Below are 24,209 nucleotides of genomic sequence, written 5' to 3'. Positions count from 1 at the left end.
GTCGGCGAGGTAGTCGGCGGGCGTCACGCCGCCCGGCACCGAGATGTGTCCGCGGATCGTGTAGCTTTCCGCGTCTGCGGCGACGGCCGCAGTGACCCAGCAGCCAGGCCAAACATCACCAGTACGGCAGACACGATCATCGCGAGCAGCGCTCGCGCACGGTGAGCGGCATGGGCCGACGGGATGCCGTGGGGCATGGGGGAACCTCTCGGTGAGCAGGCGTCCAGTTGAATGGACGCCTGCGCATCCGTCGCCTCGAAGGTACGAACCCGCGCGCCCTTGTACCAAGCCGTTCCCGCAATCCCGGACGAACCCGGACACCCTCGCGGCACGAGATCCCGCGCCGATGAGAGCGATATCGTTCAGCCGGTGCCGCTGATCATCGCCCGCTGCTACCGCTTCTTGACCTGCCCTTGAATCGTGCTCATCACCATCGTGTCTGCGAGGGTCGTCGTGTCGCCCACATCGCGCCCCTCTGCAACGTCGCGGAGGAGACGACGCATGATCTTGCCGGAGCGTGTCTTCGGCAGTTCGGTCACGATGTACACGTCTCGCGGCCGAGCGATGGGGCCGATCTGCTCGCCAACCCACCGACGCAGGCCATCGACCAACCCGTCGAGCTCGTGCTCCTTCATGTACGACTCTTTGATGACGCAAAAGGCGACCACCGCCTGGCCCGTCGTCTCGTCGCTTGCGCCGACGACCGCCGCTTCGGCGACCGCTTCATTGCCGACCAGTGCCGACTCGATCTCGGTCGTCGACAAGCGGTGGCCCGACACGTTCATGACGTCGTCGACGCGGCCGAGGAACCACACATCGCCGTCCTCGTCGAGGCGGGCGCCGTCGCCGGCGAAGTAGTAGCCCTGCTTCTGGAACTTTTCCCAGTACGTCTCGACGAACCGCTCCGGGTCGCCCCAGATGCCGCGCAGCATGCTCGGCCACGGCTTGGTCAGCACGAGCAGTCCGCCGTTGCCGTTGCCCACGTGCGCGCCGTCTTCGTCCACGACATCGACGGCGATGCCGGGCACCGGCACCTGCGCGCTGCCGGGCTTGGTCTCGGTGACGCCGGGCAGGGCTGAGATCATGATCGCGCCCGTCTCGGTCTGCCACCACGTGTCGACGATCGGCGCGGTCTTGCCGCCGATGATCTTGCGGTACCACATCCATGCCTCGGGGTTGATGGGCTCACCCACCGAGCCCAGCAGGCGGATCGACGACAGATCGAACTTCTTCGGGATCTCGCGGCCGAGCTTCATGAACGAGCGGATCGCCGTGGGTGCCGTGTAGAGGATCGTCACGCCGTACTTCTGGACGAGCTCCCACCAGCGGCCCGGGTGCGGGGCATCCGGCGTTCCTTCGTACAGCACCTGGGTCGCCGCGTTGGCGAGCGGTCCGTACGTGACGTAGGTGTGCCCCGTGACCCAGCCGATGTCGGCCGTGCACCAGAACACATCGGACTCGGGGTGCAGGTCGTGCACGACCCGGTTCGTGAACGCCGCCTGCGTCAGATATCCGCCGGAGGTGTGCAGGATGCCCTTGGGCTTTCCGGTCGTCCCCGACGTGTAGAGGATGAACAGCGGGTTCTCGGCGGGGAACGGCTGCGCTTCGTGCTCGGTGGAGGCGGTGGCGACGACGTCGTGCCACCACAGGTCGCGACCTTCGGTCCACGCGACCTCACCACCGGTGCGCTGGACGACGATCACGTGTTCGACGCTCTGCTGCGGCCCCGCGCCACGATCGGCGAGGGCCTGATCGACGGCGGGCTTGAGCGGCGAGACGCGGCCCTTACGGTAGCCGCCGTCGGAGGTGATCACGAGCCGCGCGCCCGCATCGTCGATGCGCGTGCGCAGGCTGTCGGCCGAGAAGCCGCCGAAGATGACGGAGTGGATCGCGCCGACGCGGGCGACGGCCAGCATCGCCGCGACCGCCTCGGGGATCATCGGCATGTAGATCGCGACGCGGTCGCCGTCACCGATGCCGAGGTCGCCGAGGACGTTCGCCAGCCGCTTGACCTCGTCGGTCAGCTCTGCGTAGGTGACGCGGCGCTCGTCGCCGGGCTCGCCCTCCCACAGCAGCGCGACGCGGTCGCCCAGACCTGCCTCGACGTGGCGGTCGAGGCAGTTGTACGCAACGTTGAGCTCACCGTCGGCGAACCACTGCGCGAACGGTGGGTTCGACCAGTCGAGCACCTGGGTGAAGGGCTTGTGCCAGTGCAGCGCGCGCGCCTGCTCGGCCCAGAAGCCGTCGCGGTCGGCTTCGGCCGCCGCGTACAGGTCGGCGCTCGCGATCGCGTTCGCGGCGAACTCAGGCGACGGGGCGAATCGGCGGTTCTCGGTCAGCAGGTGGTCGATCTGGCTGGTCATCAGTGCGCGCTCCTTTGCGGCGGTGTTTCCCGAGGGATGGAGGAAATCTAGCCAGACCCGTCGCGGCCTCACTACCTCCGATAGTAGGGAGTCGGCCGCGCGCTCGTCAGGTGATATATCGCCGGCGACACGGCGCCGGGATTCTTCGTCCGTGATCTGGATGCGTATGCTCGTGTCCGGCCGAACTCGATTCGAGCACCGCAGTGTCAGATCACCCCCCCAACTGACGGCACTGCGCAGGCGGCATCCCATTTCCCCCCAAATGGGATGCCGCCCTTCTTAATTCACCGCCTCCTCCCCAATCGGCGGGTTTCGCAGACTGTCCACGGATCGCCGTGCTGGCCCGCCACGGCGCGCCGGCGCGATCTACCGTCGTGGGCATGTCCGAGCCGTTCATCGTCCGTCGCCGCATCCCCGAGGCGGTGCGTCGTGAGGCGCCCGCGCAGGCGTGGGGGATGGCCGCCGGTGCTGCGGTGCCTGTTGTGGATGCCCTGGCTGCGCCTCTTGCGCCTCTTGCGTCTGCTGCCGCCGCGGCGCCGGTTGCGCCCGCGGCACGTCGCGAGTTGCCCGACCACCCCGCGCTCGCGCCGTTGCGCGATCTGCTGGCAGACCCCGCCGTCAGCGACGTCTTCGTCAACGGCACCGACGGCCTCTTCGTCGATCGCGGGCACGGCGTCGAGCCGGTGGCGGGGTGGAGCGCCGGCGCCGACGAGCTGCGCGCGCTCGCGGTGGCGCTCATCGGAATCGGCGGGCGGCATCTGGACGACGGCTCGCCGCTCGTCGATGTGCGCTGGGAGCACGGTGCGCGCGTGCACGCCGTGCTGCCGCCGGTCGCGTGCTCGGGCGCGGCGATCTCGATCCGCCTGCCGCACGTGGAGGTGCCGGACCTCGACGCGCTCGGCCGGTCGGGGATGTTCGACGCGGTGACCGGCGCCAGGCTCGAGGCGCTCGTCGAACGTCGGGCCAACCTCCTGGTCACGGGCGCGACTGGTGCAGGAAAGACGACACTGCTGGCGGCACTGCTCGGTCGGGTGCCCGCCTCCGAGCGCATCGTCACGATCGAGGACGTCGCCGAGCTGCGCATCGCGCACCCGCACCACGTCCGGCTCGAAGCACGACAACCCAATCTCGAGGGCGCCGGCGCTGTGCCGCTTGCCCGGCTCGTGCGCGAGGCGCTGCGCATGCGCCCCGATCGCCTCGTCGTGGGGGAGTGCCGCGGAGAAGAGGTGCGCGAATTGCTCACCGCCCTCAACACGGGACACGAGGGCGGAGCGGGCACCGTGCACGCCGGCAGCATCCGCGATCTGCCGGCCCGGCTCGAGGCGCTCGGTGCGCTCGCCGGCTGGGACGACCACGCGACGGCGCGGCAGGTGACGAGCGCGATCGGTGTCGTCGTGCACGTCGAGCGCGGCACCGACGGGGTGCGCCGCATCGCGGGATTCGCCCGCCCGGTTCTCGAGGACGGCCGGCTCGGCGTCGAGGCGATCACATGAAGACGACTCAGCGCAGAAGAACCGCCAAGGCGGATGCCGCGCAGGCGGCGGCATCGGCGGCGGCATCCGTACAGCGGCTCGCAGTGCTGCTGGAGGCGGGCGTCACCCCGGCACGCACGTGGCAGCTTCTCGCCGACGGCGGCGACGAGGTCGCCGGTGCGGTCGTCGTGGACGCCGCGCCGGTCGGCGACGTGCTCGCCCGCCAGCCCGGGGCGTGGGGCGAGGTCGCCGTCGCGTGGCGAGTCGCCGAGACGGTCGGCGCGCCACTCGCGCCGAGTCTGCGCCGATTCGCGGATGCCCTGCGCGAAGCGCAAGAGACCCGCGACGACGTCGCCGTCGCGCTCGCCGACCCGGCGGCGACGGCACGGCTCGTCTCGTGGCTGCCTCTCGTCGCGATCGGGCTCGGCGCGGCGCTCGGCTTCGATATCGTCTCGACGTTGACACAGCCGGCCGGCATCGTTTGCATCGTGGCAGGCATCGTGCTCATGCTCACGGCCCACCGGTGGAGCAGCCGCCTGGTCGCGGCGGCGCAGCCGGCGCCCAGCTTGCCCGGCGTGCAGGGCGACACGATCGCGATCGCGCTGTCGAGCGGCGTCTCGATCGAGCGTGCGCTCGCCGTCGTCGCCTCCTCGGGTGGTGGCGATCCCGAGCCCGAGATCGACGACGTGCTCGCGCTGTCTGAGCGCGCCGGCGCGCCGGCGGTCGACCTGCTGCGTGCCACCTCCGCCGACATCCGTCGTCGCGCCCGCACCGAAGGGCGCCTCCGCGCTGCGCGGCTCGGCGCACGCCTGCTGCTGCCGATGGGCCTGTGCACCCTGCCGGCGTTCCTGCTGTTGGGCGTCGGGCCGATGCTGCTGTCGGTCCTGGCGGTCTCCGCACCCCTGCTCGCGTCGCCGTGACGCGCCCCGATCGTGCCCGCCCATCTACAACCCGCCAAGAAGGCCCCTGAAGAAGGAGACACCATGTTCCCCACCGCACTGAACCCGTTCCGCGCCGGCGTGCACCCCACGTCGGCCCTGCCGACCCTGCCCCCGTTGCCCCGCTTGACCCGCCGTCGCGCCGCGGCCGCGTTCGGCGACGACACGGGGGCCGCGACCGCCGAGTACGCCGTGGCGACGATGGCCGCCGTGGCCTTCGCGGGGCTGCTCGTGGTCATCATGCGGTCAGATGAAGTCCGCGGTATCCTGACCGATCTCGTGCGTCGCGCGCTCACCGTGGCGTGATCGTGTTGCGCGGCGATCGAGGCTCGGCGACGGCGGAGTTCGCCGTCGTCGTGCCGGCCGTCGTCCTGGTGGTGGCCCTGACGATCGGTGGCCTCGCGGCCGCCGGTCGTCAGGTGCGCCTCGAGCAGGGCGTCGCGCAGGCAGCTCGACTCGCCGCGCGCGGCGAGCCGAGCGCGCGCGTGGCCGAGATCGTCGCCGCCGTCGCGGGTGGCACCGTCGACGGCGTCACGACCGACGGCGATCTGGTGTGTGTCACGGCATCCGCCCCCACGCATCTCCCGCTGCCGCTGCCCGACCTGCGGGCACGCTCGTGCGCGCTGTCGGGTGGGCGCTGATGGCCGGCGTCGCGCTGGGTGTCGGCGTCCTGGCCGCGACCGCCGTGCTCGCCCTCGGCGGCAGCGCCGTGGGCACGGCGGTCATCCGCGGTGCGCACGCCTCGGGAGTGGCCGACGCCGCCGCGCTCGCCGCCGCCGACACGGCATCCGGCGCCGTGACGGGCGTGCCGTGCGAACGTGCCGCAGCGCTTGCCGGGGCATCCGGTGCCATCGTCGTCACGTGCGACGTGGACGGGCTCGTCGCCACTGTCCGGGTGCGGGTCGGCGCGGGCCTGCTCACCGCCGAAGCGCGGGCGCGGGCGGGGCCCGCGTCGGCCTCGCCGTGACGTCACGCGTCGAGGCCCCGTCGATAACGGGTTGTGCTCTCACAGCCTTCTCATGTCCGGCACGTGTGTATGGTGTGCATCGAAGAAAGGACGCCACGTGGCCCAGAGCACCAAGGCACCGGCATCGAGCGCGACACCCGGAAAGAAGCTCGTCATCGTCGAGTCGCCGACGAAGATGCGATCGATCCAGGGGTACCTCGGTGATGGTTACGAGGTGCTCAGCTCGGTCGGCCACATCCGCGACCTCGCCGACAAGAAGGACATCCCCGCCGAGCTGAAGAAGACCTCGGTCGGCAAGTACTCGATCGACATCGAGAACGGCTTCACTCCTCTCTATGTCGAGAGCGATCGCGGCAAGAAGACCGTCGCCGAACTCAAGCGCGCACTCAAGAACGCCGACGAGCTTCTGCTCGCCACCGATGAAGACCGCGAAGGCGAAGCCATCGCGTGGCACCTGCTGCAGGCCCTCAAGCCCAAGGTGCCGGTCAAGCGCATGGTGTTCCACGAGATCACGAAGGATGCCATCCAGGCAGCCGTCGGCAACACGCGCGAACTCGACCTCGCCCTCGTCGACGCGCAAGAGACCCGCCGCATCCTCGACCGCCTCTACGGCTGGGACGTCTCCGACGTCACGCGCCGCAAGGTCGGCCAGGGCACTTCCGCAGGTCGCGTGCAGTCCGCCGCCACCCGCCTCGTCGTCGACCGCGAGCGCGAGCGCATCGCGTTCGTCTCGGCCGACTACTGGGATGTCGAGGCCGTCGCCGCCCCGAACGCCGAGAGTGCGGATGCCTTCGCGACGCGCCTCGCGCGTCTCGACGGTGCACCGCTCGCGCGCGGCACCGACTTCGACGACGCGGGCCAGCTGCGCAAGGCCGTCGTCGTCCTCGCCGAGGCGCAGGCACGCGCGCTCGCCGGCGCGCTGGAGGCGGCCGGCGAAGCCGTCGTCGTTTCGGTCGAAGCCAAGCCCGGCACGCGCAGCCCCAAGCCCCCGTTCACGACCTCGACCCTCCAGCAGGAGGCCGGTCGCAAGCTCTCGATGAGCGCCAAGCACGCCATGGGCGTCGCACAGCGGCTCTACGAGAAGGGCTACATCACTTATATGCGCACCGACTCGACGGCGCTGTCGACGCAGGCGATCGCCGCCGCGCGCGCACAGGCCGTCGCGCTGTACGGCGACACCGCGGTGCCCGCGAACCCGCGCAGCTACCGCAACAACAGCAAGAACGCGCAGGAGGCGCACGAGGCGATCCGTCCGTCGGGCGAAGAGTTCCGCACGCCCGCGTCGGTGTCGTCCGGCCTCGATCGCGACGAGCTGCGCCTGTATGACCTCATCTGGAAGCGCACCGTCGCCTCGCAGATGTCCGACGCGAAGTACGAGACCACGACCGTCGTGATGGAGGCAGACACCTCCGCGGGCGGCGCCGTCACGTGGAAGACCGCCTCGTTCACGGCATCCGGCACCGTGTACACCTTCAAGGGGTTCCTCGAGGCGTACGAGGAGGGCCGCGACGAGAAGCGCGGCGACAACGACAAGAGCGACGACCAGTCGCTGCCGCAGTTGGCCGTCGGCGATGTGCTGACCCTGCGCGAGATCGAGCCGAAGGGTCACTCGACCAGTCCCAAGCCCCGCTACACCGAGGCGAGCCTGGTCAAGGCGCTGGAAGAGAAGGGCATCGGTCGCCCGTCGACGTTCGCGAGCATCATCGACGTCATCATCAACCGCGAGTACGTCACCAAGCGCGGTCAGGCGCTCGTGCCGAGTTGGCTCGCGTTCAGCGTCGTACGCCTGCTCGAGCAGCACTTCACCGAGCTCGTCGACTATGACTTCACGGCGGCGCTCGAAGACGACCTCGACGCGATCGCGCGTGGCGAGCAGCAGCGCGTCGAGTGGCTGCAGGAGTTCTACTTCGGCTCGGACGAGCACGTAGGCCTGCGCAACATCCTCGACAACCTGGGTGAGATCGACGCGCGCGAGATCAACGCGACGCGCATCGGCGACGTCGCGACGCTGCGCTTCGGCCGCTACGGTCCGTACCTCGACGTCCCGAACGAAGACGGCACGTCGCGCATCGTCAACGTTCCCGGCGACCTGGCCCCCGACGAGCTCACGCCCGAGAAGGCGCGCGAGCTCATCGACGCCCCGATCGCGGGCGACCGCGTGCTCGGGCAGAACCCCGACAACGGCCGCGACATCGTCGTGAAGGACGGCCGGTTCGGCCCCTACCTCGAAGAGGTGCTGCCCGCCGAGCCCGAGCCCGTCGTCGACCCCGATGCGCCCAAGAAGCGCACGAAGAAGGTCGAAGCCCCCAAGCCGCGCCGCGCGTCGCTGTTCAAGAGCATGTCGCCCGACACGATCGACCTCGACACCGCCCTGAAGCTGTTCTCGCTGCCGCGCACCGTCGGCATCGATCCCGAGACCGAGACGCCGATCACGGCGCAGAACGGTCCGTACGGCCCGTACATCAAGCGCGGCACCGACTCGCGGTCGATCTCGAGCGAAGACCAGATCTTCGACATCACGCTCGAGCAGGCCCTCGAGATCTACGCGCAGCCGAAGTACGCCAACCGTGCGGCGACCTCGCTCAAGGAGTTCGCGGCAGACCCCGTGAGCGAGAAGCCGATCCGCATCAAGGACGGCCGCTTCGGTGCGTACGTCACCGACGGCACGACCAACGTGACGATCCCGCGCGGCCAGACCGCCGACGACATCACGTTCGAGATCGCGGTGCAGATGCTCGCCGACAAGCGCGCGAAGGGCCCCGCCCCCAAGCGCACGACGCGGCGCAGCACGGCGACCCGCACGGCCGCCGCCAAGAAGAAGTGATGGCGCGCGGGCTCTGGATCACCTTCGAAGGCGGCGACGGCGCGGGCAAGACGACGCAGGCCGCTCTGCTCGAAGAGTGGCTGCGCGCGCAGGGACGCACCGTCGTGCGCACCCGTGAGCCCGGCGGCACCGAGGTCGGCACGCTCGTGCGCGACATCGTGCTGCACCATCGCGGCGATGTCGCGCCGCGCGCCGAGGCGCTGCTGTATGCGGCCGATCGCGCGCACCACGTCGCGACGCTGGTGCGCCCCGCGCTGGAGCGCGGCGAGATCGTCATCCAGGACCGCTACCTCGACTCGTCGGTCGCCTACCAGGGTGCCGGGCGGGTGCTGGATGCCACCGAGATCCGCGACCTGTCGCTGTGGGCCGCCGAAGGGGCTCTCCCCGACGTGACGGTGCTGCTCGACCTCGACCCGGCCGCGGCCCGTGCCCGGCTGGACGCCGACGACAAGCCGTTCGACCGGCTTGAGGCGGAAAAGGCGGACTTCCACGCGCGCGTGCGCGCGGCGTTCCTCGACCTGGCATCCGCCGAACCCGACCGCTTCCTGGTGCTCGACGCGAGCCTGCCTGCCGCCGACCTTGCGGCGGCCGTGCGCGCGCGGGTGAGCGCCGCGCTCGCGCGAAGCCCGCGTCGCGGCGTCGGAGGCACGCCGTAGGCTGGGCTGTATGACTTCGCCCGCCGTTGCTGCGCTCCCGTGGAGCGAGGTCTGGGGGCAGGATGCCGCTCTGCAGCAGTTGCAGGCCGCGGCATCCGATCCCTCCCAGCTCGCGCACGCGTGGCTCATCACGGGTCCGGCAGGCTCGGGTCGTTCGACTCTCGCGAACGCGTTCGCGGCGGCGCTCATCGCCGAACCCGGCGACGAGAACGCGATGCGGCAGGTGCTGGCGGGCACGCATCCCGACCTGACGGCGCTGCGCACCGAGGGCGTCATCATCTCGATCAAAGATGCCCGCGCTCTCGTCGAGCGGTCGTACTTCTCGCCGTCGCTGGGGCGCTACCGCGTCATGGTGATGGAAGACGCCGACCGCATGGTCGAGCGCACCTCGAACGTGCTGCTGAAGGCGCTGGAAGAACCGCCCGAGCGCACCGTGTGGATCCTCTGCGCGCCGAGTGAGGCCGACCTGCTGCCGACGATCCGCTCGCGCGTGCGCACGGTGCGCCTGCACGAGCCCGAGGTCGCCGACGTCGCGCGTCTGATCGCGCTGCGCACGGGCGTCGACGAGCAGGTCGCCGAGCAGTCCGCACGGCTCGCGCAGCGGCACATCGGCATGGCCGTGCGCCTCGCGACCGACGCGGATGCCCGTGCGCGCCGCGACGAGACGCTGCGCGCCGTGCTCGGCGTGCGCGGGGTGGGCACGGCCGTCGAGACCGCGGCGCGCATCGTGCAGCTCGCGACCGACGACGCGAAGGCGCTGACCGCCGAACGCGACGAAGCCGAGCGCGAGGCGCTGCTGCGCACCCTCGGCATCGCTCCCGGCGCGGCCGTGCCGCCCGCCGTGCGCGGGCAGCTCGGCGCGCTCGAGGACGAGCAGAAGCGCCGCGCGACGCGCAGCCTGCGCGACGGGATCGACCGCGTGCTGACCGACCTCGAGTCGATGTTCCGCGACACCCTCATGCTGCAGTTCGGCCGCACCGACGACCTCATCAACCGCGAACTCACCGATGAGATCACCGCGCTCGCGGCCGCCTGGACCCCGCAGCGCACCCTGACCGTGCTCGACCAGATCTCGGCGACCCGCACCAACCTCGAAGGCAATGCCGCTCCGGCGCTGGCGCTGGAGAGCATGCTGGTGACGGTCGCGAGCGGAAGGACCCCGTGAACCTCACTCGACGCGCCCTCGCCGTCGTGGCCGGCCTCGCCGTCGCCGCGACGATGCTGACCGGATGCCTCGCCGCCGCGATTCCCGACACGGTGGCCACACCGGCGCCGAGCCGCGAGCCGGTCACCGACGGAGCTCCGGCGGGCTTCGAGGACTTCTACGGCCAGACCGTCGACTGGACCTCGTGCAGCGGTGCCGACGCCGGCAGCTACGACTGCACGACCGTGACGGCGCCGCTGGACTGGACCGACCCGAACGCGGGGACGATCGATCTGGCGCTCATCCGACGCGCGGCGACCGACGGCGACGCGATCGGGTCGCTGCTGACCAACCCCGGCGGCCCGGGCGCGAGCGGGTACGACCTCATCGCCGACTCGGCGAGCTACGCGGTCAGCGCGCCCGTGCTCACTGCGTACGACGTCATTGGGTTCGACCCGCGCGGTGTGGGGCGGTCGACGGCGGTGGCCTGTCTCGACCCGGCCGACATGGACCACATGCTGTACGACATCCCGGCCGACCCGCGCGGCAGCGACGGCTGGACAGCCGAGCTCACGGCGCGCAACGAGCAGTTCGTGCAGGCGTGCGAGGCGAACTCCGACGGCATCCTGCCGTACATCACGACCGACAACGCGGCCCGCGACATGGATCTGCTGCGCGCCGTGCTCGGTGACGAGAAGCTGAACTACCTCGGCTACTCGTACGGGACGTTCCTCGGGGCCACGTACGCGAAGCTGTTCCCCGAGCGGGTGGGCAGGCTCGTGCTCGACGGCGCGATCGATCCGTCCGTCTCGGGCCTCGATGTGGGCACGACGCAGGCGGTCGGCTTCGAATCGGCGCTGCGCGCCTACATGATGGACTGCCTGAGCGGCAGTGACTGCCCGTTCAGCGGCACGCTCGATGAGGCCATGGGCGACCTGAGCACGCTGCTGGCGAGCGTCGACGCGAACCCGCTGCGCGCGAGCGACGGACGGATGCTCGGCGCAGACTCGCTGATGACGGCCATCATCGCCGCCCTGTACTCCGAGAGCAACTGGACCTACCTCACGCAGGCGCTGTCGGACGCGCTGTCGGGCGATGCCGACATGGCGTTCCTGCTCGCCGACTTCTACAACGGCCGCAACGACGACGGCACCTACCAGGACAACTCGACCGAGGCGTTCCGTGCGTACAACTGCATGGATTACCCGGTCGATGATTCACAGGCCGATCAGGATGCCTCCGACGCCCTCATCGCCGCGCAGGCGCCGACGATCGCGCCGTACTGGGACGGCGTCGACGTCTGCGAGGTGTGGCCCTACGCACCGACCGGCGTGCGTGAGCGCATCACCGCCGACGGCGCCGCGCCGATCGTCGTGGTCGGCACGACCAACGACCCCGCGACGCCCTATGCGTGGTCGGTGTCGCTGGCCGAGCAACTGTCGTCGGGCGTGCTCGTCACGCGCGAGGGCGAAGGCCACACGGGCTACAACAAGGGCAACACGTGCGTCGACACGGCCGTCGAGAGCTACCTCGTCGACGGCACGGTGCCGCAGGACGGCCTCACCTGCAGCGCCTGATCCGGTCCTGTGCTGCCCGTCAGCGACGCAGGATGCGGCGCGCCAGCCCGTTGCCGAGGAACTGCACGGCCTGCACGATGATGACGATGACGAGCACCGCCGACCAGGTGACCCACGGGTTGAACTGCTTGAAGCCGTAGTTGATCGCGAACTCGCCGAGGCCACCCGCGGCGACCGCACCGGCCATCGCCGTCATGTCGACGAGGGCGACGACGACGAACGTGTACCCGAGGATGAGCGGCCCGAGGGCTTCGCGCGGGATCAGCCGGAACAGGATCCGCGACCGGCTCGCTCCGGCGGCGCGCGCCGCCTCGATGACGCCGGGTCGCACCGTCAGCAGGTTCTGCTCGACGATGCGGCTGATGGCGAACAGTGAGGCGATCGTGATCGCGAAGATCCCGAACGGCACGCCGATACCGGGCAGGCCCACGCTGCGGGCGATCGGCTGCACGGCGGCGAGCAGGATGATGAACGGGATCGGTCGGATCGTGTTGACGATGACGTTGAGGATGCCGAACACGACGCGGTTCGGGAACAGGCTGCCGGGGCGGGTCGCGTACAGCGCCATGCCCAGGACGAGTCCGCCGAGCCCGCCCAGGATCAGGGCAGCGCTGGCGACATAGAGCGTCTCGACCGTGGCGCTCCACAGTTCGGGCAGCAGGTCGATGAGCCTATCCACGGGCGTCCTCCTCGATCAGGGTGGCGAAGGCGGAGGCCGCGGCGATCGCCCGCTCCACGGCATCCTTCTCGCCGGTCAGCGCCAGGGTCAGGTGGCCGAACACGCGTCCGCGGATGTCGTTGATGCCGCCGTGTACGACTTCGAACCGCACGCCGTGCGCCGCGAGCGCGGCGAACACGTCGCCTTGGGCGGCGGCGCCCTCGCGCACGTCGAGCGTGACGATGCGGCCGGGGTGGCGGGCGCGCAGGGCGTCGAGGTCGTCGCCGGTGGGGACGTCTTCGATGATGCTCGCGACGAAGCGGGCGGTCGCGGCGTGCTGGGGAGCGGAGAGGATGTCGAACACCGTGCCCTGCTCGATGATGCGGCCGTGCTCCATGACGACGACGCGGTCGGCGATCGTGCGGATGACGTCCATCTCGTGTGTGATCACGAGGATCGTCACGCCGAGCTCGGTGTTCACGCGCTTAAGCAGCGCGAGCACTTCCTGCGTCGTGTCGGGGTCGAGGGCGCTCGTGGCCTCGTCGGCCAGCAGGATGCGCGGGCTCGTCGCGAGCGCGCGGGCGATGCCGACGCGCTGCTTCTGGCCGCCGGAGAGCTGCTCGGGGTAGCTGGTGGCCTTGCCGGTGAGGCCCACGAACTCGAGAAGCTCCGCGACGCGCGTGCGGATCTCGGCGCGCGGGGCTCCCGCGACTTCGAGCGGGTAGGCGACGTTTCCGGCCACGGTGCGCGATTCGAAGAGGTTGAACTGCTGGAAGATCATGCCGATGTCACCGCGCAGGCGGCGCAGTTCCCGTTCACCGAGGCGGGTGATGTCGACGCCGTCGATCTCGACGGAACCGCTCGTGGGCAGCTCGAGCGCGTTCACCAGGCGCAGCACGGTCGATTTGCCGGCGCCCGAGTAGCCGATGATGCCGCAGATCTCGCCCGCGGCGACGTCGAGCGAGACGTCGTCGACGGCGCGCACCGGCTCGGCATCCTTCGCCGTCGCGTCGAAGATCTTGGTCGCGCCGGAGAGGCGGATGAGGGTCATGGGGACTCCTGTCGGCGTCGCAGACACGGATGTGAGGCGAAGCCTGGGCAGGCCTCGCCTCACATCGTGTCAGCTGCGGATCACTGGTTCGCGCGGATGTCGTCCTCGGTGTCGTTCAGCGAGGTGACGAGGTCGGCGACCGGCGTCTTGACGAGCACGCCGGTGCCGCCGGATGCCTCGAGCACACCCTCCTGCACGGCGGTCGTGTCCTGGTAGATCTCGACGAGCTTGAGGTACGTCGGGTTGTCGACGTCTGCGGCGCGCGCGGCGAAGATGTTGACGTACGGGAACGACGCCGGGTCGGACGGGTCGTCCTGCGCGAGCAGCTGGTCGCTCGTGAGACCCGACTTCGAGACGAAGTCGTTGTTGACGACGGCGCCGGCGAAGTCGGGCAGCGACGATGCCGTGAAGTCGGCGGCGACGGCCTCGACCTTGACCTTCGAGCCGTCCTCGATGTCGGCGACGGTCGAGAAGATCGATCCGCCGTCCTTCAGCTCGATCAGGCCCGCCGACTGCAGCACGAGCAGCGCACGCGCCTGGTTCGACTCGTCGTTCGGGACGGCGATGGTCTCGCCCTCGGGGATGTCAGCCACGTCGGTGTACTTCGTCGAGTACAGGCCCAGCGGGTAGATGGCCGTCGCACCGATCGGCTGCAGGTCGTCGCCCGCGTTCACGTTGTAGGTCGCGAGGTAGATGATGTGCTGGAACTGGTTGAGGTCGAGCTCGCCCGCCGACAGCGCCGGGTTGGGCTGGTCGTACGAGTCGAAGTTGACGATCTCGACGTCGATGCCCTCGGCCGCGGCGGCCTCCTTGTAGGTCTCCCAGTACGGGTCGCCGGCGCCGACGACACCGATGCGGACCGTCTCGGTCGACACCGCGTCGGCGCTGCCGCTGGTCGCGGGGTCAGCGGTGCCCGAGGAACAGGCGCCCAGCAGGATCGCGAGGGGGAGGGCCAGCGCGACGGCGGCCAGGGACTTCTTGGACATGGTGGTGCTCCTTGTGTATCGGGGCACCGCTCAGCGCGGAGGAGGGATCGGCCGTCCGCGCTCGCCTCGTCGCGGTGCCTCTTCGACCGTACGGGGGTCGCCGCGCGGGTTCGAATCGGCACGTAACACGGCGACACCGGATGCCACGCCACGCGGCACGGCGTCGATTCGCGGCGGAGGTGTCGACCCTGTAAGATCGATCATCGTGCACGGCGCCAAACGCCCTGCGCCGCCCTAGCTCAGTCGGCAGAGCATTTCACTCGTAATGAAAAGGTCAAGGGTTCGATTCCCTTGGGCGGCTCGAACGGAAAGGGCCCCGGGTTTCCCGGGGCCCTTTCCGCATCTCGACATGAGGACGGCCCACGATGACGGCGATCGACATCCTGCTCGAGGTGTTCACCTGGATCGGGTTCGGCGGCGCTTTCGCCCTCGCCGTCGTGCTCGTCATCCTGTGGGCGGCCGACGGCACGTGGCTGCCGGCCGACGCGATCGTCGACCGTGAGGGTGATGACACCGTCGTGCGCTGGTTCGATGCCGACGGCGACGCGAACAGCGCGATCGCGAGCCCGGCCGATGCCGAGGTGCTCGCGGGCGCCTCCGAGGCATCCATCTGGTACAAACTCGGCTGGCGAGGTCGCATGCGCCTGCAGCGCCGCCCCGCAGGGTTGAAGACCGTCATCCTGTCGGCCGGCGGGCTGCTCGCCCTCGGCGTGCTGAGCTTCGTCGCGAGCTGGGTCGTGTACTTCGCGCGCGGTTGATCAGGCCTACGCGTGCCCCGCCGTTCCGCGTAGTCTGCAGGTATGACCAGAGCCCTGTTCATCGTCGATGTCCAGAATGACTTCACGGAAGGCGGTGCGCTCGGCGTCGACGGCGGCGACGCCGTCGCGACAGGGATCACGGCGCACCTGGCAGCACACGCGGGGGAGTACGCCCTCATTGTCGCGTCGCGCGATTGGCATGACGCCGACTCTGACAACGGCGGTCACTTCGCGACGGGGGCAGAACCCGACTTCGTCTCGACCTGGCCCGTGCACTGCGTCGCCGGCACCGAGGGCGCCGCGTACGACCCCGGGCTCGACACCTCCGCCGTCACGCACCACGTGCGCAAGGGGCAGGGAAAGCCCGCCTACTCGCTGTTCGAGGGCACGACGGATGCCGGTGAGCACGTCGCCGACCTGCTGACCTCGCACGGCGTCATCGAGGTCGACGTGACCGGCATCGCGACCGACTATTGCGTGCGCGCATCGGCGCGGGATGCCATCGAGCATGGCATCCATGTGCGGATCCTCACCGGGCTCGTGGCAGGAGTTGCACCGGAGTCGTCGCAGGCGGCGCTGGCCGAACTCGCGCACCTCGGTGCAGACCTGGTGGATGCCGCATGAGCGCCCCGGCGGGCTGGTACCCCGACCCCACCGACCCCACGCGCGAGCTGTGGTGGGACGGCGTCGGCTGGACCACTCACCAGCGGGCCGCCGCGACCGCCGTTCCGGCGGCGCCCGCGTACTCGGCTGCACCGGCGTACGCCGCGGCGCCCGCGTACTCGGCTGCGCCGGCGTATGCCGCGGCGCACGCCTACGTCGTGCCGCCGAAGGCGCAGGTCGACACCAACACCGTCTGGGTGTGGCTTGCGATCGCGGCATCGCTGCTGCCGTTCGCTGTGCTGTTCTTCATCGACTGGGACGGCTACGTCAACGCCGTGCTGAACGCGTCGCGCTACGACGATCCGACCGGGATCCTGCAGTGGGAGATGCGGCTCATCGGCGTCTCGCTGATCGGCACGGCGCTGCTGGGGTTGTTCGTCGTCTTCAGCTGGCTCGACTGGCGTGAGCTGCGCCGTCGCGGGGTGCCGCGGCCGTTCCACTGGGGATGGTCGTTCTTCGCGTTCGTGAGCGGCGGACTGGCGGTGTACATGATCGGCCGCGCCGTCGTGCTGGGCCGTCGCACGGTGGCCGGCGGCTGGGCGCCGCTGTGGGTGTGGATCGGCGTCACCGTGCTCGGATACGTCGTCACGATCGCATGGACGATCAACATGGTCTCGACGATGATCAGCCAGCTGGGGAGCGTCTACAGCTGAGCGGATGTCGGTGGCCCGGTGTACAACCGGCGCTATGGTGCCCCCGGAGAATTACGATATCTCGACCCACCGGTTAAAAGCCGGTTGCTCTGCCTCTGAGCTACGGGGGCATGCACCGCAACAGAAGACGTGCGGCACCTGTCGGCAGTCTAAGCCACTGTCCGAGTTCAACCGAAAGCGCTCGCGGGCGGACGGCCTGCAGGAAGTGTGCCGCGAGTGCAACCGTGCCTCGTCGCGTAAGTACTACGGGGCAAACCGCGACAGACACGTCCGCCGCATCGTCGAGCGCACGGCGCAACGCCGTCTCGAGGCGAAGGCCTTTCTGGTCGAGTATCTCCGTGCGCATCCGTGCGTCGACTGCGGCAACACCGACCTGCGGGTGCTCGACTTCGATCACCGCTCGGGCGCGGCCAAGCGCAAGGACGTGATGTCCATGGTGCGAGAGGGGTTCAGCATTCGCCGGCTTCAGGACGAGATCGACAAGTGCGACGTCAGGTGTCGCAACTGCCACGCCATCGTCACGCTCGAGCGCGCACCGGAGAACTGGCGTTCGCGCGCGATGCGGGGTTAGTCCGCGGACCGGGCCGCCTATGGAGGGGCCGAGTGTTCGGGTGGGTCGCAGACACGTTGGGCCGCGATGAGGCATGCTGTGTGGCATGGTCATCGACGACGGCGGGGCGCCCGCAGAATCGACGGCGCGCGATCCCGCGGCAGAGCTGCTGGTCCTCGTCGCTGGAGGTGACGAGGGCGCTCTCGCACGTCTCTACGACCTGATGGGGGCGCGCGTGTACGGCCTGCTGGTCGATGCGGTTCCCGGGGATGCCGCGGAGCAACTGCAGTTGGTCTTCGTCGAGGTCTGGGCGACTGCGGGTTGGTTCGACCGAGCCGTGCAGACCGGTGACGCATGGGTGATGGGGATCGCGCGCCGTCGCCTCGTCGGACAGACTTCTCCGAGCGCTGCCCCGCTGAGCAGGCGCAGCGCGCGCGAGTTGGGCGCTCAGCCCGACACCTCACGTGCGGTCACGCCGCCGCTGCCCGTGCGAGCCCGGCTGCTGCGCCGAGTGTCGCAGACGACGCGGCTGGATGAGCCGCCGGAGGTTCCGTCCGCGGTTGCGACTGAACCGGCTTCGCCGGACGCAGCCGCACCGGTGCCGAGCGCGCCTGTCGCGACCAAACTCACCGCGCCTGTCGCAACGAGCGAGCCGGTGGCGGCCGCGGCGACAGAACCAGCCGCACTGCCCGCACCGGTGCCGAGCGCGCCCCCCGCCTCGGTGACGCCCGCCGAGGCATCCCCTCCGACGGAGGTCGTGCAGACGCTGCAACGCCGCAACTGGACGCGGGGGATCGCGATCGGCGTCGTTACGTCCGTGCTGCTCATCGTCCTCGGGTGGGCGGCCGGAGCGCTCGCGGCGCTCTGGCAGTGAACCCGGCCCGCCCCCACCCGGGCGCCGGTACCCTTGATGAGTGAGCGATGACCGACGGGAGTACCACCGCCCCGTCCAGCGTCCCGCTGACACGTTCGATCGTCGCTTCGGCTCGACCGATCCGGCGGATGTCTCGCGCATCGCGCACGCCACGGCATCCGCTCTGCTGACCCGCGTGCGCGAAGAGCCGACCGACGAGATCATCCAGCGTCTCGTCACCTTCACGGATGCCCACGGCATCGACACGATCGCCGAGTTGTGGTCGCACTCGCCGGCCCGCTCGCTGCCGGGGGCGCTGTGGCGGCTGTACCTGCTGCAGCTGATGGTGCGCGACGACGCGCACACCGCCGCGCTGTTGTACGAGCGAGGGCGCGCCGTGCGGACCTCGGTCGACGTCGTCGTCGCCGGCGCACCGACGCCGGCAGGCCCCGAAGAACTCGTGGCGCTGGTGGATGAGATCCTGCGCGGCATCTTCACGGGCGACTTCGCCGTGGCGCTGGACCGTGCGGCATCCTTCTGCCGCGTCGAAGCCGCGGGAGCCGTCGACATCGCCGGCGACTACGACGCGACCGAACCCGAGCGCGCGGCCGGGTTCACGACGCGCGCACTGCGGCTGGACTCGTACGCCGCCGACCTGACGGCCTGCGCGGGGCTGTGGCGGCGCGAATCGCTGACCTGAGGCCGGCCGCTGCGCGGGAGAGGCGCGCCCTGCGCCCCGGCATGGAAGAGCCGGGCCGCAGAACGCCTCTCGGCGCGAGGCCGCTCATAGCGGCGAAAGATGGAGCCCGGGGTTACTGCGGCCCGGCTGATCAAGTGTAACAAGGGCGGCGGCCCGGTATTCCCGCCCGGCGTAGGCTCGGGGCATGGCATGGCGCTTCGCTCTCATGATCGACCCGGCAGACCCCGGCACGACGGTCACCGACTTCTCCGACACGTTCACCGAGCTCGATCCGGCGGCGCCCGCGCTGACGGTCGGCGAGCTCAGCACGCAGCGCGGCGACGGCATCTTCGAGTCGATCGGCGTCGTCGACGGGCACGCGCAGGAGGTCACGGCGCATCTCGAGCGCCTCGCGCATTCGGCGCAGCTGTGCGACCTGCCCGAGCCCAACCTCGTGCAGTGGCGCGCCGCCGTCGATCTCGCCGCAGCCCAGTGCGGACCGGGCGAGGCCGTCATCAAGCTCATCCTCAGCCGCGGTGTCGAGCACGGTCCCGCGCCGACCGCGTGGGTGACGGCGGCCGAGGCGACCGACTTCGCGCGGGTGCGCGCCGACGGCATCCGTGTCGTCACGCTCGACCGCGGTTACGCGCTGGACGTGCCCGCACGCGCGCCGTGGCTGCTGCTGGGCGCCAAGACCCTGTCGTACGCCGTCAACATGGCCGCGCTGCGCGAGGCGCGGCGGCGTGGCGCCGATGACGCGATCTTCCTGACGAGCGACGGCTTCGTGCTCGAGGCACCCACCGCGTCGCTGATTCTGCGCCGCGGCGACACGTTCGTCACGCCGGCCCCCAACGCAGGCATCCTGCACGGAACGACCCAGCTGAGCCTGTTCGAGTTCCTCGAGTCCGAGGGCTTCCGCGTCGCCTACGACACCATCCCGACAGGCGACCTGGCGACCGCCGACGCCGCCTGGCTCGTCTCGAGCGTGCGCCTGGCCGCTCCGATCGTCGCGATCGACGACGTGCCGATGGCACAGGATGCCACGCTGACGGCATCCATGAACGCCTACCTGCTCAGCCCGCGCGACTGACTCCGCGCGCTCCGCGCGAAAACAGGCGACTACACGAAAACAGGCAGATCTGCGACAGATCTGCCTGTTTCGGTGCGGTTGCCTGTTCTGGCGCCGCGCCCGACGCCAGCGTCAGCAACAGCCGCGCAAAAGATCACCCGAAGCGGCCGGAGACGTAGTCCTCGGTCGCCTGTACAGCGGGCGTCGTGAAGATCGAGTTCGTGTCGTTGTACTCGATGAGCTTGCCGGGCTTGCCGGTGCCGGCGATGTTGAAGAACGCCGTCTTGTCCGAGACGCGGGACGCCTGCTGCATGTTGTGCGTCACGATGACGATCGTGTAGTCGGCCTTGAGCTCCTGGATGAGCTCTTCGATCGCGAAGGTCGAGATCGGGTCGAGGGCCGAGCAGGGCTCGTCCATGAGGAGCACATCGGGGGAGACAGCGATCGCACGCGCGATGCATAGACGCTGCTGCTGGCCACCGGACAGACCCGAACCGGGCTTGTCGAGGCGGTCCTTGACCTCATTCCACAGGTTCGCACCCTGCAGCGACTTCTCGACGAGTGCGTCGGCGTCGCTCTTGGAGATGCGCTTGTTGTTGAGCTTGACGCCCGCCAGCACGTTCTCCTTGATGGACATCGTGGGGAACGGGTTCGGGCGTTGGAAGACCATGCCCACCTGGCGGCGGACCAGCACGGGGTCGACACCCGCGCCGTACAGGTCGTCCCCGTCGAGGAGGACTTCTCCCTCGACGCGTGCGCCGGGGATCACTTCGTGCATGCGGTTCAGCGTTCGCAGGAACGTGGACTTGCCACAGCCCGACGGGCCGATGAAAGCCGTGACGCTGCGCGGCTGGATCTCGAGGCTGACACCCTCGACGGCGAGAAAGTCGCTGTAGTAGACGTTGAGGTCGTTGACTTCAATGCTCTTGGACACGGGTCACCTGTGATTTCGATTTCGTGAGGGTTCGGGACTGCCGCGCACTCAGCGGCCGAGTTTGGGGGAGAAGATCTTCGCAACCAGGCGGGCCACGAGGTTCAAGACCATGACGATCACGATAAGTGTGAGCGCAGCCGCCCACGCCCGATCGATGAACGCTGAGGCGGGCGTTCCCTGGTTCATGTACTGCGAGTACGCGAACACGGGGAGGGTGGCCATACGCCCATTGAAGAGGTCGTAGTTCATCGACGCAGTGACGCCCGCTGTGAGCAGCAGAGGCGCCGTCTCGCCAATGACACGGGAGATCGACAGCATGATGCCGGTCGTGATTCCGGCGATCGAGGTGGGGAGGACCACCTTGACGATCGTGAGCCACTTGGGCACGCCGAGCGCGTACGCCGCTTCGCGAAGCTCGTTCGGGACGAGTCGCAGCATCTCCTCGCTCGAACGCACGACGACGGGGATCATCAGCACGGCCAAAGCGACCGAACCCATGATTCCCATTCGTGCACCTGGGCCGAGGAAGAGAGCGAACAGCGCGAAGGCGAACAGACCCGCGACGATCGAAGGGATGCCGGTCATCACGTCGACGAGGAACCGGATGCCCTGCGAGAGGCGGTTGCCCTGACCGTACTCGATGAGATAGATCGCGGTGAACAGCCCGATCGGAATCGACACCACAGCGGCAGCAAGGGTGATCAGCAAGGTTCCGACGATCGCGTGCAGGGCTCCGCCGCCCTCGCCGACGACGTTGCGCATGGAGGAGCTGAAGAACTCCGCCGAAATGCCGGCAACGCCGTTGGTGACAACCGTGACGGTGACCGAGACCAGGGGAACCATCGCGAGGGCGAAGGCTGACGAGACAACGCCGACGACCAAACGGTCCAGGCCCTTGCGACTGCCCTCGACGAGGGTGGAAATCACCGTGATCAGCACGAGATAAGCCAAAACCGAGACGATGGCCCATCCGGCGATATTGAACGAGCCACCTTCTGCGAGCGCGATCACGCCGAAGAGCGATGCGCTGACCGCGGCGCTCAAGCCGAGAATCGCCCAGGGAGCCCACGGAGCAAGGTGACCGTTGGTCAGTCCGCTGGAGGTCCGGGCGGGAGATGCCGGCGGGATCTGCGACGGCGCAATTGCAGTGGTCATGTCAGTTGGCTCCCGAGAATTCCTTGCGCCGGTCAACGATCCAGCGCGCGACGGCGTTCACGGCGAAGGTGACGATGAAGAGGATCAAGCCCGTGGCGATCAGTACGTTGATGTTGGTTCCGTAGGCCTCGGGGAACGTCAGCGCGATGTTTGCGGGGATCGTTCCGGGGTTCTCTGCGGTGAGAAGGCGGAGGTCGATGACGTTCGCGATCGACAGGACCATGGCGACGGCCATCGTCTCGCCAAGGGCGCGACCGAGACCGAGCATCGAGGCGGAGACGATACCGCTGCGGCCGTACGGGAAGACAGCCATGCGAATCATTTCCCAGCGCGTCGCGCCGAGGGCGAGCGCGGCCTCTTCGTGAAGGACCGGCGTCTGGAGGAAGATCTCGCGGCAGATGGCTGTGATGATCGGGACGACCATGACGGCCAGCACGATCGCCGCGGTGAAAATGGTGCGGCCGGTGCCAGAGACCGTGCCACTGAAGAGCGGGAACCATCCCATGTAGGTGTTGAGCCACATGTAGACGGGGAGGACGGCGGGCGCGAGGACAAGGATGCCCCAGAGGCCGAAGACGACGGAGGGCACCGCGGCCAGGAGGTCCACGACATAGCCGAGGCCCTGGGCGAGCCGTCGAGGTGCATAGTGCGAGATGAAGAGGGCGACGGCAACCGACAACGGAACCGCCATCAGCAGGGCCAGAAGTGCGGCCCAGATTGTGCCGAACGCCAGCGGCCACACATAGTCCCAGAAGTCGCTCCGCAGAATCGACGCCGTCTCATTCGTCGCCGTGATGCCGGGGGCCGACTGGATGATCAGGAAGATAGCAACCGCGGCGAGGGTGACCAGGATCATGGCGCCAGCGGCCAGGGCGATGCCCGAGAACCAACGGTCGCCGGGCCGCTGCGGGGGCTTCGGCTTCGCGGTGACTGCCGCGTCGGTTGTCGTGGTCATGGGTCCTTTTCCCTCAATAGTGTGCTCAGGGGTGTGCCCGGCCCGGCGCATGCGCCGGGCCGGGCAGTGGGGCATTACTGCGTGACGATCAGGTCGAGCGCGGCCTGCATGTTCTCACGCTGCGTGTCAGAGATCGGCGCGCTGCCGGCTGCGGCGGCAGCGGCATCCTGGCCCTCTGCGCTGATGACGTACTCGAGGAAGCCCTTCACCAGCGGTGCGATGGCGGTGTCGGTGTACTCCTCGCACGCGATCATGTAGCTGACCAGAACGATCGGGTACGCAGCCGAGTCCGGCGTGCGGTCGAGCTCGATCGCCAGGTCGCCGGCCGTGCGGCCCTCTTCCAGCGGCGAAGCGTCGACGACGGCGGCGGCAGCCTCCGGCGAGAACGCGACGAACTCGTCACCGATCTGCACGGCAACCTGACCGAAGCCTTCGGCGCGCGACGCGTCGGCGTAGCCGATCGTGCCGGTGCCGCCCTCGACGGCGGCAACGACGCCCGAGGTCTGCGGGGCAGCCTCGCCAGCGACCGTGGTCTCGGGCCAGACGCCGTCCGGCTCCCAGGTCCACACGTCGGGCGCGGCCTGGTAGAGGTAGTCGGTGAAGTTCTCGGTCGTGCCCGAGTCGTCGGCGCGGTGCACCGGCGTGATGGCGAGGTCGGGGAGCGTGACGCCCTCGTTCGTCGCGGCGATCGCCGGGTCGTTCCAGTTGGTGATCGTCCCCGCGAAGATGCCCGCGACCGTGGCCGGGTCCATGTTGAGGGTGTCGATGCCATCGAGCTTGAAGATCACGGCGATCGGCGAGATGTAGGACGGGATCTCAATGATGTCGGTGCCTTCGACGCAAGCGCTGAAGGGGCCTTCGGTGAGCTCGTCGGTCTTGAATGCACGGTCAGATCCGGCGAAGCCGACGGCTCCGGCCTGGAACGACTCGCGACCTGCGCCGGAGCCGGCCGGGTCGTACGTGATGGTGGTTTCGCCGTTGATGGTCTGGAAGCCGGCGGCCCAGGCCTGCACAGCGACGTCCTGTGCGGAGGAGCCAGCACCGGCAAGCTCGCCGGAGAGGGTGGTGGCGACGTCGGTTGCGTCGTCAGTGGCCGCAGGGGCTGGTTCGTTCGATGCGCAAGCGGTGAGCGTAAGCGCCGCGATGGCGGCGACTGCGCCCAGCTGGGCGATGCGGTTGAGCTTCACTGTGAATCCTTCACATGTCAGGGATAAATGGCCCGGTGCAGGGCACGCCCCGACGCTAGACACCCACTCTTACGAGACTGCGCTGTATGGGTAAACGCGAGGTGAACGGCGTGCGCG

The 24,209-nt window shown here is 69.4% G+C and carries 24 protein-coding genes and 2 tRNA genes; 17 read left to right on the top strand and 9 right to left on the bottom strand.

Annotated features, from left to right (window positions below; translation table 11 throughout):
• Nucleotides 1-392 precede the first annotated feature (392 nt).
• Nucleotides 393-2,363, bottom strand: coding sequence for an acetate--CoA ligase (gene acs, locus BGO46_RS13790; RefSeq protein ID WP_292675002.1), 1,971 nt, complete (start codon nucleotides 2,361-2,363; stop codon nucleotides 393-395).
• Nucleotides 2,364-2,743: 380 nt separating this feature from the next.
• Here acs and BGO46_RS13785 point away from each other — a divergent pair, with 380 nt between their 5' ends.
• The 9 genes from BGO46_RS13785 (at nucleotide 2,744) to BGO46_RS13745 (ending at nucleotide 11,941) form a co-directional block, all read left to right on the top strand.
• The gene (locus tag BGO46_RS13785; RefSeq protein ID WP_292675005.1) at nucleotides 2,744-3,856 is read left to right on the top strand and encodes a TadA family conjugal transfer-associated ATPase; all 1,113 of its coding nucleotides are present in this window, start codon (nucleotides 2,744-2,746) and stop codon (nucleotides 3,854-3,856) included.
• Nucleotides 3,853-4,755 carry a type II secretion system F family protein gene (locus BGO46_RS13780; protein WP_292675008.1) on the top strand — a complete coding sequence of 301 codons (903 nt, stop codon included), beginning with the start codon at nucleotides 3,853-3,855 and terminating at the stop codon, nucleotides 4,753-4,755. Before BGO46_RS13785 ends, BGO46_RS13780 begins: the two co-directional genes overlap by 4 nt.
• A gap of 126 nt (nucleotides 4,756-4,881) precedes the next feature.
• Nucleotides 4,882-5,079: a DUF4244 domain-containing protein gene (locus tag BGO46_RS13775; RefSeq protein WP_292675155.1), complete on the top strand. Its 198-nt coding sequence runs from the start codon at nucleotides 4,882-4,884 to the stop codon at nucleotides 5,077-5,079.
• A 2-nt stretch (nucleotides 5,080-5,081) separates the two neighbouring features.
• A complete protein-coding gene (locus BGO46_RS13770; protein ID WP_299986305.1) occupies nucleotides 5,082-5,414 on the top strand; it encodes a TadE family type IV pilus minor pilin in 333 nt (110 codons plus the stop codon).
• Nucleotides 5,414-5,740 carry a helicase gene (locus tag BGO46_RS13765; RefSeq protein WP_292675014.1) on the top strand — a complete coding sequence of 109 codons (327 nt, stop codon included), beginning with the start codon at nucleotides 5,414-5,416 and terminating at the stop codon, nucleotides 5,738-5,740. The genes BGO46_RS13770 and BGO46_RS13765 overlap by 1 nt, the downstream gene beginning before the upstream one ends.
• Nucleotides 5,741-5,837: 97 nt before the next feature.
• A complete protein-coding gene (gene topA, locus BGO46_RS13760; RefSeq protein WP_292675017.1) occupies nucleotides 5,838-8,564 on the top strand; it encodes a type I DNA topoisomerase in 2,727 nt (908 codons plus the stop codon).
• A complete protein-coding gene (tmk, locus tag BGO46_RS13755) occupies nucleotides 8,564-9,220 on the top strand; it encodes a dTMP kinase (protein ID WP_292675019.1) in 657 nt (218 codons plus the stop codon). The genes topA and tmk overlap by 1 nt, the downstream gene beginning before the upstream one ends.
• A 10-nt stretch (nucleotides 9,221-9,230) precedes the next feature.
• Nucleotides 9,231-10,385, top strand: coding sequence for a DNA polymerase III subunit delta' (locus BGO46_RS13750; protein ID WP_292675022.1), 1,155 nt, complete (start codon nucleotides 9,231-9,233; stop codon nucleotides 10,383-10,385).
• A gap of 53 nt (nucleotides 10,386-10,438) precedes the next feature.
• On the top strand, nucleotides 10,439-11,941 hold the full coding sequence (locus tag BGO46_RS13745) for an alpha/beta hydrolase (RefSeq protein ID WP_292675158.1): 1,503 nt from the start codon (nucleotides 10,439-10,441) through the stop codon (nucleotides 11,939-11,941).
• Between the two features lie 19 nt (nucleotides 11,942-11,960).
• Here BGO46_RS13745 and BGO46_RS13740 read toward each other — a convergent pair whose 3' ends face one another.
• From BGO46_RS13740 to BGO46_RS13730, 3 genes are all read right to left on the bottom strand, one after another.
• Complete coding sequence (locus tag BGO46_RS13740) at nucleotides 11,961-12,620, bottom strand: ABC transporter permease subunit (RefSeq protein ID WP_292675026.1); 660 nt, start codon at nucleotides 12,618-12,620, stop codon at nucleotides 11,961-11,963.
• Nucleotides 12,613-13,650: a methionine ABC transporter ATP-binding protein gene (locus tag BGO46_RS13735; RefSeq protein WP_292675029.1), complete on the bottom strand. Its 1,038-nt coding sequence runs from the start codon at nucleotides 13,648-13,650 to the stop codon at nucleotides 12,613-12,615. Before BGO46_RS13735 ends, BGO46_RS13740 begins: the two co-directional genes overlap by 8 nt.
• Nucleotides 13,651-13,730: 80 nt before the next feature.
• Nucleotides 13,731-14,636 (bottom strand): MetQ/NlpA family ABC transporter substrate-binding protein, encoded by a 906-nt coding sequence (locus tag BGO46_RS13730; RefSeq protein ID WP_292675032.1) that lies wholly within the window; start codon nucleotides 14,634-14,636, stop codon nucleotides 13,731-13,733.
• Nucleotides 14,637-14,864: 228 nt separating this feature from the next.
• On the opposite strand from BGO46_RS13730, the gene BGO46_RS13725 reads away from it, so the two are divergent.
• From BGO46_RS13725 to BGO46_RS13710, 4 genes are all read left to right on the top strand, one after another.
• Nucleotides 14,865-14,937, top strand: a tRNA-Thr gene (locus BGO46_RS13725).
• Between the two features lie 64 nt (nucleotides 14,938-15,001).
• Entirely contained in the window at nucleotides 15,002-15,394 is a 393-nt protein-coding gene (locus tag BGO46_RS13720) for a hypothetical protein (protein WP_292675034.1), read from the top strand.
• Between the two features lie 42 nt (nucleotides 15,395-15,436).
• On the top strand, nucleotides 15,437-16,018 hold the full coding sequence (locus BGO46_RS13715; RefSeq protein ID WP_292675036.1) for an isochorismatase family protein: 582 nt from the start codon (nucleotides 15,437-15,439) through the stop codon (nucleotides 16,016-16,018).
• The gene (locus BGO46_RS13710; RefSeq protein ID WP_292675040.1) at nucleotides 16,015-16,710 is read left to right on the top strand and encodes a DUF2510 domain-containing protein; all 696 of its coding nucleotides are present in this window, start codon (nucleotides 16,015-16,017) and stop codon (nucleotides 16,708-16,710) included. Before BGO46_RS13715 ends, BGO46_RS13710 begins: the two co-directional genes overlap by 4 nt.
• Before the next feature lie 35 nt (nucleotides 16,711-16,745).
• Here the strand turns inward: BGO46_RS13710 and BGO46_RS13705 are convergent.
• Nucleotides 16,746-16,820: transfer RNA gene (locus tag BGO46_RS13705), tRNA-Lys, on the bottom strand.
• Nucleotides 16,821-16,915: 95 nt separating this feature from the next.
• Here BGO46_RS13705 and BGO46_RS13700 point away from each other — a divergent pair.
• The 4 genes from BGO46_RS13700 (at nucleotide 16,916) to BGO46_RS13685 (ending at nucleotide 19,882) form a co-directional block, all read left to right on the top strand.
• Complete coding sequence (locus BGO46_RS13700; protein WP_292675043.1) at nucleotides 16,916-17,281, top strand: hypothetical protein; 366 nt, start codon at nucleotides 16,916-16,918, stop codon at nucleotides 17,279-17,281.
• A gap of 85 nt (nucleotides 17,282-17,366) precedes the next feature.
• The gene (locus BGO46_RS13695; protein ID WP_292675046.1) at nucleotides 17,367-18,134 is read left to right on the top strand and encodes a hypothetical protein; all 768 of its coding nucleotides are present in this window, start codon (nucleotides 17,367-17,369) and stop codon (nucleotides 18,132-18,134) included.
• A 40-nt stretch (nucleotides 18,135-18,174) separates the two neighbouring features.
• Nucleotides 18,175-18,813 carry a DNA-directed RNA polymerase subunit beta gene (locus BGO46_RS13690; protein WP_292675049.1) on the top strand — a complete coding sequence of 213 codons (639 nt, stop codon included), beginning with the start codon at nucleotides 18,175-18,177 and terminating at the stop codon, nucleotides 18,811-18,813.
• Nucleotides 18,814-18,997: 184 nt separating this feature from the next.
• A complete protein-coding gene (locus BGO46_RS13685; protein ID WP_292675052.1) occupies nucleotides 18,998-19,882 on the top strand; it encodes an aminodeoxychorismate lyase in 885 nt (294 codons plus the stop codon).
• Between the two features lie 133 nt (nucleotides 19,883-20,015).
• On the opposite strand, the gene pstB is transcribed toward BGO46_RS13685, so the two are convergent.
• From pstB to BGO46_RS13665, 4 genes are all read right to left on the bottom strand, one after another.
• Complete coding sequence (gene pstB, locus BGO46_RS13680; protein ID WP_292675054.1) at nucleotides 20,016-20,795, bottom strand: phosphate ABC transporter ATP-binding protein PstB; 780 nt, start codon at nucleotides 20,793-20,795, stop codon at nucleotides 20,016-20,018.
• Between the two features lie 48 nt (nucleotides 20,796-20,843).
• The gene (gene pstA, locus BGO46_RS13675) at nucleotides 20,844-21,950 is read right to left on the bottom strand and encodes a phosphate ABC transporter permease PstA (RefSeq protein WP_292675057.1); all 1,107 of its coding nucleotides are present in this window, start codon (nucleotides 21,948-21,950) and stop codon (nucleotides 20,844-20,846) included.
• Nucleotide 21,951: 1 nt separating this feature from the next.
• Complete coding sequence (gene pstC, locus BGO46_RS13670; protein WP_292675161.1) at nucleotides 21,952-22,905, bottom strand: phosphate ABC transporter permease subunit PstC; 954 nt, start codon at nucleotides 22,903-22,905, stop codon at nucleotides 21,952-21,954.
• A 74-nt stretch (nucleotides 22,906-22,979) separates the two neighbouring features.
• On the bottom strand, nucleotides 22,980-24,092 hold the full coding sequence (locus BGO46_RS13665) for a phosphate ABC transporter substrate-binding protein PstS (protein ID WP_292675060.1): 1,113 nt from the start codon (nucleotides 24,090-24,092) through the stop codon (nucleotides 22,980-22,982).
• Between the last annotated feature and the right edge of the window lie 117 nt (nucleotides 24,093-24,209).

Source organism: Microbacterium sp. 70-16 (assembly GCF_001898315.1).
Lineage (GTDB): Bacteria > Actinomycetota > Actinomycetes > Actinomycetales > Microbacteriaceae > Microbacterium.
The sequence above is the reverse complement of the archived record's forward strand: the minus strand, read 5'-3'. Positions and strand labels throughout refer to the sequence as shown.